This is a genomic window from Nocardioides sp. W7 (assembly GCF_022919075.1).
GTDB lineage: Bacteria > Actinomycetota > Actinomycetes > Propionibacteriales > Nocardioidaceae > Nocardioides.
The window spans coordinates 4,652,930-4,666,143 of the sequence record NZ_CP095078.1; the positions used below are offsets into that span (position 1 = coordinate 4,652,930).

Here is a 13,214-nt window from a genome sequence, read left to right on the forward strand (position 1 = left end):
GCCGCTCCCTGGTCAGGCCCGGGCGAGCCAGACGGACCTGCTGCCCCGGACCGTCAGGTCGCCACGATGCCGCAGCCCATCCGGCCCGTCGCCGAGGAGCTGGTCGAGCAGGTCCCGGTCGGCCTCGGCCAGCGCGTCGCCGAGACCGTGTCGGACCCGTCCCAGCCAGGTCTGCGCGTACGCCGCCGCCGACGCCGGGAGCGGTTCCACCCGCCCTCCGAGGACCCGGTGCTCGACCGAGAAGCCGGCCAGCTCCAGGACCGGCCGCCAGTCGGGGTGGGTGTTCCAGCCGGCCGCGGCCAGCACCTCCTGCAGCCGCTCCTCCAGGCCGTCCCCGACCTCCGCCGGCAGGAATCGCGGCAGCTCGGCGATCTCGACGGCGACCAGCACCCCGCCGGGGGCGAGCGCCGCGTGCGCCTCGCGCAGCAGCCGGGCCGGATCGGCGAGGTGGTGCAGCGCGGAGGCCGTCCACACCAGCTCCGCGCCGTCCGCCGCCGCCGGCCAGCCGGCGTCGAGGTCGGCGCTCACCGTCCGCAGCCGGCCGGCGTCGTACGACGCCGAAAGCTGGGTGCGCAGGTGCGCGAGGTGCTGCTCGGACCGGTCCACGGCGACGATGGTGGCCTCGGGGAAGCGTCGCGCCAGCAGCCGGGTGCCCGTGCCGGTGCCCGCACCGAGGTCGGCCACCACGCGCGGCTCGAGGCCGGCGGTGGCCCAGTCCAGCACCTCCTGGAGGTGGCTGCCGAGCACCTCGCCGTCGAGGTCCAGGACGGTGGCGTGACCGTCGTCGTGGTGCTCGTGGTGGTGCTCGTGGTCGTCCGGCATGGGTCGAGCCTAGGAGAGCGCCGCCGCCCGGCGGGCGAGGACGCGGTCGACGGCCTTGATCGCCTCCACGACGACCAGGACGACCACGGCGAGGACGGCGGTGAGCACCCACTCGCGCACGCCGAGGGGCGCGGAGCCGAACCAGGTGTGCATGAACGGGGCGTAGACGAACAGGACCTGCAGGGTGAGCAGCGCCAGGGCCGACCACCACACGGCCCGGTTGCCGCGCAGCACGTCGAGGCTGAGGCTGGAGCGCTCGAGGAAACGGCAGTTGAGCAGGTAGGCCAACTGCGCGAGCGCGAGCATCGTGACGGCGGTGGTGCGCGCCTCGTCGACGGGCGCCCCGTTCTCGAGCTCGTAGTAGAAGAGCGCCAGGGTCACGCCGCCGATGAGCGCCGACACCAGCAGGATCCGTCCGAGGAAGGCGCGGGTCAGCAGAGCCGCTCGGGAGTCTCGGGGCGGGCGCCGCATGAGGCCGGGTTCGGCGCCCTCGTTGGTCAGCGACAGCGAGAGCGTGACCGCCGTGACCATGTTGATCCAGAGGGCCTGCACCGGCTGGAGGGGCAGGGTCAGGCCGCACACCACCGCCACCAGGATGACCAGCGACTGGGCGCCGTTCGTCGGGAGCAGGAAGAGGACCGACTTGCGGATGTTGTCGTAGATCCGGTGGCCCTCCTCCACCGCGGTCTTGATGGTGGCGAAGTTGTCGTCGGCGAGGACGATGTCCGCCGCCTCCTTCGTCGCCTCGGTGCCCTTGATGCCCATCGCCAGCCCGACGTCGGCCTGGGTGAGCGCGGGCGCGTCGTTGACCCCGTCGCCGGTCATGGAGACCACTTCGCCGTGGTGCTGCAGGGCTCGCACGATCCGGACCTTGTGCTCCGGGCTGGTGCGCGCGTAGACGTCGACCTCCCGCACCCGCTCGCGCAACTGGGCGTCGCTCATCGCCTCCAGCTCGGTGCCGGTCAGCACCTCGGTGCCCTCCTGGTCGCCGAGACCCATCTCCCGGGCGATCGCGAGCGCGGTGCCGGCGTGGTCGCCGGTGATCATCTTGACCGCGATGCCTGCCTCGCGGCACTCGGCGATCGCGGCGACCGCCTCGGGTCGGGGCGGGTCGACGATGCCCACCAGGCCGACGAACTCGAGGCCGTCGAGCACGTCCTCGGGTGCCAGGGAGTCGGCGTCGCCACCGGGGGCGCGGGCGGCGGCCAGCACGCGGAGACCCTGTGCCCCGAGCGCGTCGATCTGGTCCTCCCACAGTTGTCGGTCCAGCGGCCCGGCCGTCCCGTCGGCGCCGGTCTGCGTGGCGCACCGCTCGAGCACCCGGTCGGGCGCACCCTTGAGCAGCAGGTGCCGCGCGCCCTCGGTCGACTCGACGAGCACGGCCATGTACTTGGTGTCGGACTCGAACGGGATCACCGCGACGCGACGCCAGGCGTCGGGCGAGAAGCCGGCCTTCAGCCCCAGCGCGCGCAACGATCCGTCGGTGGGCTCGCCCACCAGCCGCCACCCGTCGGCCTCGTGCACGATCCGCGCGTCGTTGCACAGGCTCATCACCTCGGCGAGGACGCGCAGGTCGGCCCGGTCGGCCACGCTCACCGCGGTGTCGTCGAGCAGTACGTCGCCCTCGGGTGCGTAGCCGGCGCCCGACACCTGGAGCGAGGCTGCCGCCGTCCGCACCTGCCGGGCGGTCATCTCGTTCTTGGTCAGGGTGCCGGTCTTGTCGGAGCAGATCGTGGTCACCGCGCCCAGCGTCTCGACCGACGGCAGCCGGCGGGTGATCGCTCGCCGGCTCGCCATCTGCTGCACGCCGAGGGCCATGGTGATCGTCACCAGCGCCGGCAACCCCTCGGGGACCGCTGCGACCGCGAAGCCGATCGCCGCGGAGACGAGGTGGCGCGCGTCGTCGTCGTACAGCACCCGTCCGATCACGACCATCACCGCGGCCATGGCGAGGATGACGACGGCGAGCTGGGTCCCGAAGCGGGCCAGACTGACGGAGAGCGGCGTCTCGACCCGCTCGGTCTCCGCGATCATCGCCTGGATCCGGCCGATCTCCGTCTGCGGACCGGTCGCCACGACGACTCCGCGACCGATGCCCGCGGCGACCAGCGTCCCGGAGAAGAGCATGCTGCTCCGGTCGCCGATGCCGGCGTCGGCCGCGACCGGGGACGCGTCCTTGGCGGTCGGCACCGACTCCCCCGTGAGCGCCGACTCCTCGACCTGCAGGTTGACCGCCTCGGTCAGCCGCACATCGGCCGGGATCCGGTCACCGGGCCGCACCCGGACCAGGTCGCCCGGGACCAGCTCGTCGGCCTCGACGTCGAGCCAGCGAGCGTCGCGGCGTACGGAGGCCTGCACGGACAGCATCTGCGAGATGGCGCTCAGGGCCCGCTCCGCCCGACCCTCCTGAACCAGTCCCACGCCGGCGTTGATGACGGTCACGGCAAGGATGACCGTGAAGTCGATCCAGTCGGCCAACAGGGCCTTGAGCGCGGCGGAGACCAGCAGGATGTAGATCAGCACGTCCTGGAACTGCGCCAGCACGCGCCGCCACCAGGGTGTGCGTGCCGGCGGCGTCAGCCGGTTCGGACCGGCCTCCGCGAGGCGTCGGCGTACCTCCTCGCTCTCCAGGCCGTCGCCGCCGGTGCCCAGCGCCGACAGGACCTCGTCGGCCGACGTCGCCCACGGCGCCACCGGGCTCTGGACGGATCCAGCGCTCGCGTCGGGGATGACGTCCATCGATCGGCACCAACTCTCGTGGGTAGCTCATGCCCGGCCGCGCGGGCGCTGGTCGCAGGCGGCGAGGCGGGCCGCCCCAGCGTAGTGGGGCGCCGACGGCGACCGCCTCGCACCGGGGTGGGCGGTGACCGAATCCCCAGGTGCTTCCGGCGCGCATGACGAAGGCCCCTGACCCGCGTCGTCCGCAGGTCAGGGGCCTTGTCTCTGCTCCCCCGGTTGGACTCGAACCAACAACCCTCCGATTAACAGTCGAATGCTCTGCCAATTGAGCTACAGGGGATCGGAGCAGCGCGGGAAACCTTAGCAAGGGGTACGGTCCGACGAAAATCGAGGCCTCTCGACTACCCGACCTCGGTGCGCGCGGCGGCCAGCGCGTCCTCGGCCAGCGCCCGGACGACCGGGTCGTCGGGGTCGACGCCCTCGTCGTACTCGAAGACCCAGACGAGCGGACGGTCGCCCCGCGGCGCCCGGCGGGCGATCACCCGCAGGCCCCGGCGACCGTCGACGGCGACGTGGCGCTGGAGTACGACGCTGGCGGTCACCCGCTCCCGCACCAGCTCCAGCAGCCGGCCCGGCTCCTCGATGAGCAGCCGGTGCTGACCGCGCAGCTCGCCCCAGGAGCCGACCTCGGTGACCGTCAGCGTGGACTCGTCGTGGTCCCAGTCGGCGGCCTCGACCTCCTCCCACGGCAGCCGGGAGCCGTCGGGGAGGTAGAGCGCGTCGCGGGTGCCGCCCACGGTGCCGTCCGGGCTCTCCGTCCAGGCCAGCAGCCGCTCGCCCCGCTCGACCGTCACCGGTGGGGCCGTCCGCCGCAGCCTCACGTCGTCGAGCCCGCGAGCCGGTCGCGGAGCGCGCGACGGTGCGCCTCCAGGGCGGCGAGCTCGCCGAACATCTTGTTGAACTCCTCGGCGTGCTCCACCGGGTTGGTGCGCTGCAGCTTGGACTTGATCTCGGCGATCCGGCGGGCGGCCGTCAGCTCGAGCAGCTTGAAGACGTGCTCGGCGACGTACGCCGCATCGGGCTCCTTGTGGGTGTGCAGCGGCTCGACGGCCAGAGCGCTGATCGCCAGCGACACCTCGGGGTCGGTCGCGCTCTCTCGGAGACGGCTCGTCCATCCCGGGTCGCCCGAGCCGGCGGCCGGGCCGCCGGCGGCCGCGACCAGCTCCCAGACGGCGCGGTACGTCGGGTGCCTGAAGTCGTTGCCACCGATGTCGCCGGTCGTGCGGCCGATCGCCATCGGGTGCTGGATGACGAGCTTCAGCGTCTCCCGCTCCAACGAGAACCGGGGGTCGCGCAGGTCGGGGAGCTGACGGCGCGGCGCGGGCGGCGGCGCCTGCTCGGCGGCCTGCTGGGGGGCTCGCCGGTCGTCGGTGCGCGGCTGCTGGGCCGGTCGCTTCGCGGCCCGGCGCACCTCGGAGAGCACCGCGTTCGTGTCGACGTCGGCACCGATCATCTTCGAGATCTCCTGGGCGAAGGCGGTCACCTTCGACTGGTCGCGAATCGAGGCCACCAGCCGGGCACTCTCGCGCAGCGCGTCGATGCGCCCGTCGGCACGGTCGAGGTCGTACTTGCCGACCACGTTGCTCAGCACGAAGCGGTACAGCGGCACCCGGCGGGCGACCAGCTCGCGAACCGCGGCGTCGCCCTCCTTGATGCGCAGCTCGCACGGGTCGAGACCGTCCGGCTCGACCGCGACGTAGGTCTGCGAGACGAAGTTCTGGTCGCCGGAGAAGGTGCGCAACGCTGCCTTCTGGCCCGCCGCGTCACCGTCGAAGGCGAAGATCACCTCGCCGCGGAACTCCTCGTGGTCGTGCAGGAAGCGGCGCAGCACCCGCGAGTGGTCGTCGCCGAAGGCCGTGCCGCAGGTCGCGACCGCCGTGCCGACGCCGGCGAGGTGGCAGGCCATCACGTCGGTGTAGCCCTCGACCACGACCGCCTGGGAGGACTTGGCCATCTCCTTGCGGGCCAGGTCGATGCCGTAGAGGACCTGGCCCTTCTTGTAGATGGGTGTCTCGCCGGTGTTGAGGTACTTGGCCTCGATCCGGTCGTCGTCGAGGATCCGTCGCGCGCCGAAGCCGATGGTGTCGCCGCTGGCGTCGCGGATCGGCCACATCAACCGGCCGCGGAAGAAGTCGTACGGCGAGCGTCCCACTCGGACCAGCCCCGCCGCCACGACCTCCTCCTGCGAGAAGCCGCGCTGGCGCAGGTGGCGGAAGAGGTCCTCTCCCCCGCGCGGCGAGAAGCCGACCCCGAACAACTCGGCGTGGGACTGCTCGAACTGCCGCTCCGCCAGGAACTGCCGGGCCGGCAGCGCGTCGGGCGTCGCCAGCTGCTCGGCATAGAACTCCTGGGCGACCCGGTGCGCCTCGACCAGCTTGGCGCGCTGCGGACCGCGCGGCCGGTCGTCACGGTCGTCGCCCTCCTCGCGCTGCAGCTGGACGCCGTACTTCTCGGCGAGCCGCTCGACCGCCTCGGCGAAGCTGAGCTTGTCGTGCTCCATCAGGAAGTTGATGACGTCGCCGCCTTTTTGGCAGCCGAAGCAGTGATAGAACCCGCGGCTGGGCGTGACGTGGAACGACGGCGACTTCTCGTCGTGGAAGGGGCAGAGGCCCTTCTGGGAGCCGCCACCACCGTTGCGCAGGGTGACGTACTGGGACACGACCTCGTCGATGCGCGCCTTCTCACGCACCTCGACGATGCTCTGTTCGCGAATCCGGCCCGGCACGTGGTGATCCTACGGGCGGTCCGGGGGGCTCAGTACTCGCCGGTCATCACGTTGTGGAGTGGCTCTCCCGCGGCGAACCGGTGCAGCTGGTCGCGCACCAGCCGGTGGGCCCGCGGCCACATCGCGCTGCTGGCCCCGCCGACGTGCGGGCTGATCAGCAGTCCCGGCGCGTCCCACAGCGGGCTGTCGGCCGGGAGCGGCTCGGTGTCGGCGACGTCGATCGCCGCGGTCACCGTGCCGGCGTGCAGGGCGGCGACCAGGTCGTCGGTCACCACGACGGCCCCGCGGGCCACGTTGACCAGCAGCGCACCTTCCTTCATCCGGCCCAGGAAGCCGGCGTCGACCAGGCCCCGGGTGGCCTCGGTGAGCGGGACGATGAGGATCACGACGTCGGCGTCCGGGAGCAGAACGGGCAGGTCCTCGATGGGGTGTACGCCGTCGCGGGCGGTGCGCGCGACGCGGACCACCTCGGTCTCGAACGGCAGGAGGCGGGCCTCGATCGCCTCGCCGATGGCGCCGTACCCGACGAGCAGAACGCGCTTGTCGGCAAGCGCCGGACGCCAGCCTCCCCGCCACTCGCGGCGCCCCTGCTGGCGGACGAAGTCGGGGATGCCGCGCAGGCTCGCCAGGGTGAGCGCGAGGGTCAGCTCGGCGGTCGAGGTGTCGTGGATGCCGCGGCCGTTGCAGAGCGTCACGTCCGCGGGCACCCGGCTGCGCACGTTGTCGACTCCGGCGGACAGCGTCTGGACGACCCGCAGGCTCGACATCCGCGGCAGCACGTCCCCGACGGCGGGACCCATCTGGTACGGCGTGACGTAGAAGCCCACCTCGCCGACGGAGTCCGGCACGCTCTCGGTCGGGTCGACCACCTCGTAGCGCAACCCGGTCGGCGGGTCACCCAGGAGCTCGGGGTCGAACGGCAGCCAGACGAGGGGTTCGCTCACGGAATCGACCCTAGGCGGAACCCCGCCGAGTCAGCAGCAGTGGTGGGCCGAGTCAGCACTACTGGTGCTGACTCGGCGACCAAACGGGACCGGCGTCAGGCGCCGGGGACGGTGAGGCGCGCGTGCCAGGAGACCGCGCTCGCGTCGGTCAGCGAGGCGACCTGGTCGATCACCACCCGCAGCCGGGCCGAGTCGTCGGCAGCGGCGTGCCAGTCGTCGGCGAGCGGCCGCTGGAGCGCGTCGGGCCCGCGCCGGAGCAGCTCGGCGACCAGCTCGTGCAGCAGCTCGCGCTGCCGCACCATCAGCGCCAGCCGGTCCTCGGCCTGCATGACGTAGTGCGCCGCGATCCCCTTGAGCACCGCGATCTCCAGCCGGGTGCGGTCGGGGACCACCAGGTCCGCGGCGTAGCGCATGAACGGGCCCTCTCCGGCGGCGAAGGTGGCGTGCTGCACAGCGCCGCAGAAGCGGCCGATCAGGTCGCTGGTGAGGTTCTTCAGCGCGGCCTGGCCGCGCCGCGACCGGTCGTACGGCGTCGTCGGCCAGCTGCCCTGCGTGCGCAGGCCGGCCAGTACGTCGTCGAGGTCGGCGTCGGAGGCGTCCGGGAGGTACCACTCCCGCACCGTCTGCCACACCGCCGGCGGGTCGAGCCGGGTGAGGTCGACCCGGTCGGCCACGATGCCGTCCTCGACGTCGTGGACGGAGTAGGCGACGTCGTCGGCGAGGTCCATCACCTGCGCCTCCAGACACTGCCGGGTGCCCGGCGGTGCGGCCGACCGCAGCCAGGCGAACACGGGGAGGTCGTCGGCGTACACGCCGAACTTGCCGGACTCCGCGGGCGCCTCGGCACGGGTCCAGGGGTACTTCGTGCAGGCGTCCAGCGTGGCGCGCGTGAGGTTGAGCCCCACCGAGTGCCCGTCGGCGTGGAAGGTCTTCGCCTCCAGCCGGGTCAGCAGCCGCAGCGTCTGCGCGTTGCCCTCGAACCCGCCGCACTCCTCGGCCAGCGCCGCCAACGCGCGCTCGCCGTTGTGCCCGAAGGGCGGGTGCCCGAGGTCGTGGGCCAGCGCGGCGGTCTCGGCGATGTCCGGCTGGCTGCCGAGGGCCCGCGACAGGTCCCGGGCGACCTGGGCCACCTCCAGGCTGTGGGTCAGCCGGTTGCGGACGAAGTCATCGGCCTGCGGGTCGACCACCTGGGTCTTGGCGGCCAGCCGCCGCGACGCCGCCGCGTGTACGACGCGGGCCCGGTCCCGCTCGAACGGGGTGCGGATCGGCGCGTCCACTCGCTTCGGTGGCTCGGCGACCAGCCGCTCGCGGGCGGCGTCGTCGTACAGCTCCTGGGCGTCCATCGAGGGCGACCTTAGCCAGGACCGCGGACGGGCCGCCCGTCGGCGGGGGATCCGACGAGGATCGGTCTCCGAACTGCGAAGGCCCCACTCGACGTGGCCCCGCTGATCGCAGTTCCCCGTCCTCGCCACTCAACCTGGGTGGAGGTTGCTGCGTAAGGATCAGTGAGACAACGGATCGGCGGGGAGGTGACCGTGGGGCGAGGGCAGCGGAGTCGAGAGATCGACGTGGACTTCGAGCAGTTCGTCGTGTCGGCGTGGCCCCGCCTCCGTCGGGCGGCGTACCTGCTCTGCTTCGACGCCCACGAGGCCGACGACCTGGTGCAGACCGCGCTGGCCTCGACGTACGCGCGCTGGCGCAGCGTGCGCCAGGCGGAGGCCTACTCGTACGTGCGTCGGGCCGTGATCAACGCGTATCTGGACAGCCTGCGCAGACGCCGCCCGGTGCCGGTCGAGCACGACCCGGACCGCCCGGTCCTGGCTGACCACTCGGTCGAGGAACGAAGTGAGCTCACCGAGCTGCTCGCACCGCTGTCTCCTCGCGAACGCACGATCATCGTGTGGCGCTACTACTTCGACGCTCCCGAAGCCGAGGTCGCCGAGCGGCTCGGCATCTCGACGGGCACGGTGAAGAGCACTGCGTCACGGGCGCTGGCCCGTGCGCGTTCGGCTGCCACCGTCCAGACCACTGCTACCGAAGGAGAGAGCCGATGATCGACCACGACACGCTCGAGCTGCGCAGGATGGTCGAGACCGACCCGGGCTCTGCCAACAAGCCGGATCTGCCGGCGCTGATCAGGTCGGGCCGGCGGATCCAGGCCCGCCGCCGCGTCCTCGGAGGCGGCCTCGCGCTCGGTGCTGCCGCGGTGGTCACCGTGCCGTTGCTCGCCCTGACCGGCGGCCCTGCCGATGGTCCCGCCGAAGGCCCGGTCACCGGCACCGATCACGCGCAGGACGTGGCCCCCTCCTCCGCTCCCACGTCCGCCCCGGCGCAGGGCACCACCGCCGAACCCGAGTGCGGCGTCCTGTCGTGCGTGGAACCGGACGGGAAGGTGGTGGAGACCGGGAGGTTGATCGACGAGCTGCCGGTCCACACCCTGCCGAGCGGCGCCGAGGAGATCCTCTACGTCGCCCAGACCGAGGATGTCGGTGACCCGGCGGGCCGAACGATCGAGGTGCTGTCAGCCGGCTACCGAGACGACGGGAAGATCGTCCGCACGGTCTGGGCGCTCCATCCCGTGGCCGGCAACACCGAGGCCCCTCGGTTCTGGTCCAACCCCGGGCATGCCAACGGCCGCCCCGGCGACAGCGACCACTACGTCGTCCTGGGGTACGTCAAGGGCAGCCCCGCGGAGATCACCTGGTCGACACCCGACGGCGACTCCGGCCCGGTCGCCGGACTCCTGCGCCTCGACGGCTACACGGCGTTCTACCTGACCCGGCCGATGCCCGCCGACTACGTCGCGCCGCCGCGGGTGACCCGGAACCCGGACGGCTCGTACACCGTCGAGACCGACGAGGGCCCCCGGACCGTCCGCTCCGGCGAGTCCTTCGATCGCGGCCTCCTGATCGGCGACGAGTTCGCGCCCGACCTCACCGTCCACACCTCCGACGGCTGGTCCTGCACGCTGCAGGAGTGCGGCACGAGCGGCTAGCGACTCCGCCGCCTGCCCTGGCGTCTGCCGTGGCCCGAGACGTCTACCAAACGGGTCACCGGACACCCAGGTCGCATGACGTCCCGACGAACGTCATCGACCCGACCGCCCGGACGGGCCCGGGTCAGTACGTCGTGACGTGCACGTGGTCGTAGTGGTTGGCGGTGGTGGAGCCGCGGTCGGACATGCCGCGCCACCCCTCGCCGGACCGCTCGACCGACCAGATCTTCTGGGAGTAGATGAGGTAGCTGACGCCGAGGTCGCTGTAGTGGTCGCGGACGAACTCCGCGACCTGCCAGCCGCGTCCACCGCTGACCATGATGTCGACCGCGAGGCCCTGGGAGTGCTCGCCGTCGCCGCGGAAGGTGCCGTACGTCGAGATGTCCGGGAACGCCGCGCAGACCGCTTCGTGCACCTTGACGATGTTGGGGCTGACCCCGGACGCCACGGAGGTGCCGTTCGTGCAGTCGCCGCCCAGGGCGAACGGCTTCTCCTCGGAGAGGAAGCCGTCGGTGACCCAGCGCGCGGCGCCGTCGACGACGATCTCGACCCGACCGTCCAGGGACCGGCCGGTCACGAGCACCTTCTCGCCGGGCTCGAGCTCCCCGACCTGGCGGGCGTCCTCGCCGGGCTCGTTCCACAGGTTGAGGGCCTCGCTGGTCCACAGCTTGGTGTCCGCCTTGCGGACGGCCAGCCGGGTGGCAGCCGGGGCGGTCACCCGCTCCTGCTTGGACAGCGGCTCGATCGTCGACCGGGCGGAGCTGCGGGAGATCACCTGCTGGCGCGGTGGTACGGCGGCGGAGAGCCCGGCCGAGGCACTGTCTGCGGCGATCAGGTCTCGGGTCGCGGGATCACTGGCGAAGACGCCGAGGGTCACCACGGAGGCGGTCGCCAGGACGGCGAGCGGGCCGGCGACAAGCGCGGCACGGGGCAAGCGGCGGGCATTGGTCTCCCGCTTGTGGCGATGTACTGCCACAGCGTCGATCCTTTGCTGTTGCTGACAGGGGACGGCCGGATCCGAAGAGTGACGGGTCCGGCTCGGTTGACGACTAAACCACAGGCCCGGTCAGGTATCCCAAAGACGGCCCGGAAAACTCGGGTGTTCCGAGTCACCCGCGACTCAGCCCCCGGTGGTCTCCCCGGCTTCCTCCTGCACGTGCTGGCCCGTCCCGTCGGTGTCGTCGAGCCAGCCCTCAGGCAGGGCGACCCGCGAGCGCGGCGAGCCCTGGCGACCGCGTGGCGTGCCCAGCGCGGACAGCGGGAACGGCTCGTTCGGGTCGAGGTCGGCGAGCAGTACGTCGAGGCTCGCGAGCGACTCGACCAGGCCGAGCGAGCGGCGCAGGTCGCCGCCCGCGGCGAAGCCCTTGAGGTACCACGACACGTGCTTGCGGAACTCCTTGCACCCGCGCTCCTCCCCCATGTGCTGGCAGAGCAGCTCGGCGTGCCGGCGCATCATCGCGATCACCTCGCCCAGCGTCGGGAGGGTCGCCACCTGCTGCCCCCCGAACGCGGCGGCCAGGTCGCGGAAGAGCCACGGCCGGCCGAGACAGCCGCGTCCCACGACCACGCCCGCCGCACCGGTCTGCTCGACCATCCGGAGCGCGTCGGCCGCCTCCCACACGTCGCCGTTGCCGAGGACCGGGATGTCGACGTGGGCGACCAGCGCCGAGATCGCGTCCCAGTCCGCCGCACCGGAGTAGGCCTGCGAGACGGTCCGTCCGTGCAGCGCGATGGCGGCACAGCCGGTCTCCTGCGCGATCCGGCCGGCGTCGAGGTAGGTCAGGTGGTCGTCGTCGATGCCCTTGCGGGTCTTCATCGTCACCGGGACGTCGTACGGCGTGGCCGCGGCGACCGCGTGCTCGAGGATCTCGCCGAGCAGCCCGCGCTTCCACGGCAGCGCGCCGCCGCCACCCTTGCGGGTCACCTTGGGGACCGGGCAGCCGAAGTTCAGGTCGATGTGGGCGACGCCGTACTCGGCACAGAGGATCTCGGCCGCCTTGCCGACGTAGACCGGGTCGGTGCCGTAGAGCTGCACCGAACGGACCGTCTCCAGCTCGTCGAAGACGAGCATGTCCTTGGTGTGCTGGTCGCCCTCCACCAGTCCGCGGCTGGTGATCATCTCGCAGACGTAGAGGCCGGCGCCCTGCTCGGCGCAGAGCCGGCGGTAGGCCGCGTTGGTGATGCCCGCCATCGGGGCGAGCACCACGGGGGTGTCGACGCGCAGCGACCCGAGGGTCAGCGAGGTGGGCGGGGGCACGGGCCCATTCTCCCGTCGGGGGCGGTCCCCGACGAAATCAGGACCCCGGCTTCTCGTCCTTCTTCTTCTTGCTGGCGCGCACCGGCTCCGGGCGGGTCAGCTCGCCGGTCCAGGTGATCGGGTTGACGTCCTGGGTGGGGCGGAAGCTGACGGCGGTCAGCCCGCCCCGGTCCGGCACCAGGTAGACGAGGCAGAACTCCGCGCTCGCCCCCGGCGCGAACGGCTCCGGGAAGTCCGTGCTCGGGCACGTGGTGAAGGAGCTGCCGAACCCGGAGTAGTCGACCAGCCGGTTCTCGCCGTCGACGACGTACAGCGGGACCCGCCGACCACCGAGATCCGTCTCGCCGGTGTTGGTGATCGTCGCCCGGACGAAGTACGGCCGGGTCTGCTTGGTCGCCTCGTCGATCCGCCACCCGGCGAAGGACCGCGTGAACGACGTCTTCTCCAGCCGGTCCACCCGCACGTCGATCACGCCGACGCTGCCCTGGCGCGGCTCCCAGGCCAGCGTCGCGGTGTCGCCCACCGCCAGCTCGCTGCCCTGCTCGGTGAGCTCGACGCCGTCCGGGACGGGCAGGGAGCTCGCCGAGGCGGACGCGGACGTCGAGGCGTCCGACGAGTCCTTCTCCGACCCGCTGTCGGAGTCGCCGGAGCAGCCCGTCAGCAGGACGGCACCGAGGACGGTGCCCAGGAGCGCGGAGACGAGGCCGGTGGTGGCGCGGTTCAGCATCCAGT

The 13,214-nt window shown here is 72.3% G+C and carries 11 protein-coding genes and 1 tRNA gene; 2 read left to right on the forward strand and 10 right to left on the reverse strand.

The window, feature by feature from the left end; all coding sequences use genetic code 11:
* Positions 1 to 12: 12 nt before the first annotated feature.
* The 7 genes from MUB56_RS21735 to MUB56_RS21765 form a co-directional block, all read right to left on the reverse strand.
* The gene (locus MUB56_RS21735; protein ID WP_244929097.1) at positions 13 to 822 is read right to left on the reverse strand and encodes a class I SAM-dependent methyltransferase; all 810 of its coding nucleotides are present in this window, start codon (positions 820 to 822) and stop codon (positions 13 to 15) included.
* 9 nt (positions 823 to 831) lie between these two features.
* On the reverse strand, positions 832 to 3,561 hold the full coding sequence (locus MUB56_RS21740; protein WP_244929098.1) for an HAD-IC family P-type ATPase: 2,730 nt from the start codon (positions 3,559 to 3,561) through the stop codon (positions 832 to 834).
* 207 nt (positions 3,562 to 3,768) lie between these two features.
* Positions 3,769 to 3,841, reverse strand: a tRNA-Asn gene (locus MUB56_RS21745).
* A gap of 61 nt (positions 3,842 to 3,902) precedes the next feature.
* The gene (locus tag MUB56_RS21750) at positions 3,903 to 4,355 is read right to left on the reverse strand and encodes a hypothetical protein (RefSeq protein ID WP_244929099.1); all 453 of its coding nucleotides are present in this window, start codon (positions 4,353 to 4,355) and stop codon (positions 3,903 to 3,905) included.
* 23 nt (positions 4,356 to 4,378) lie between these two features.
* Positions 4,379 to 6,286 (reverse strand): DNA primase, encoded by a 1,908-nt coding sequence (gene dnaG, locus MUB56_RS21755; protein ID WP_244929100.1) that lies wholly within the window; start codon positions 6,284 to 6,286, stop codon positions 4,379 to 4,381.
* A 29-nt stretch (positions 6,287 to 6,315) separates the two neighbouring features.
* Positions 6,316 to 7,230, reverse strand: a complete 915-nt coding sequence (locus MUB56_RS21760; protein WP_244929101.1) for a 2-hydroxyacid dehydrogenase — start codon at positions 7,228 to 7,230, stop codon at positions 6,316 to 6,318.
* Positions 7,231 to 7,325: 95 nt separating this feature from the next.
* The gene (locus MUB56_RS21765) at positions 7,326 to 8,573 is read right to left on the reverse strand and encodes a deoxyguanosinetriphosphate triphosphohydrolase (RefSeq protein WP_244929102.1); all 1,248 of its coding nucleotides are present in this window, start codon (positions 8,571 to 8,573) and stop codon (positions 7,326 to 7,328) included.
* Positions 8,574 to 8,798: 225 nt separating this feature from the next.
* Here MUB56_RS21765 and MUB56_RS21770 point away from each other — a divergent pair, with 225 nt between their 5' ends.
* Entirely contained in the window at positions 8,799 to 9,284 is a 486-nt protein-coding gene (locus MUB56_RS21770) for a SigE family RNA polymerase sigma factor (protein WP_244929103.1), read from the forward strand.
* The gene (locus MUB56_RS21775; protein WP_244929104.1) at positions 9,281 to 10,225 is read left to right on the forward strand and encodes a hypothetical protein; all 945 of its coding nucleotides are present in this window, start codon (positions 9,281 to 9,283) and stop codon (positions 10,223 to 10,225) included. Before MUB56_RS21770 ends, MUB56_RS21775 begins: the two co-directional genes overlap by 4 nt.
* 124 nt (positions 10,226 to 10,349) lie before the next feature.
* Here MUB56_RS21775 and MUB56_RS21780 read toward each other — a convergent pair whose 3' ends face one another.
* The 3 genes from MUB56_RS21780 to MUB56_RS21790 all read right to left on the reverse strand — a co-directional run bounded on the left by MUB56_RS21780 (position 10,350) and on the right by MUB56_RS21790 (position 13,209).
* Complete coding sequence (locus tag MUB56_RS21780; protein ID WP_244929105.1) at positions 10,350 to 11,201, reverse strand: hypothetical protein; 852 nt, start codon at positions 11,199 to 11,201, stop codon at positions 10,350 to 10,352.
* Between the two features lie 144 nt (positions 11,202 to 11,345).
* On the reverse strand, positions 11,346 to 12,482 hold the full coding sequence (gene dusB / locus MUB56_RS21785) for a tRNA dihydrouridine synthase DusB (RefSeq protein ID WP_280637323.1): 1,137 nt from the start codon (positions 12,480 to 12,482) through the stop codon (positions 11,346 to 11,348).
* Between the two features lie 37 nt (positions 12,483 to 12,519).
* Positions 12,520 to 13,209: a hypothetical protein gene (locus tag MUB56_RS21790; protein ID WP_244929106.1), complete on the reverse strand. Its 690-nt coding sequence runs from the start codon at positions 13,207 to 13,209 to the stop codon at positions 12,520 to 12,522.
* Between the last annotated feature and the right edge of the window lie 5 nt (positions 13,210 to 13,214).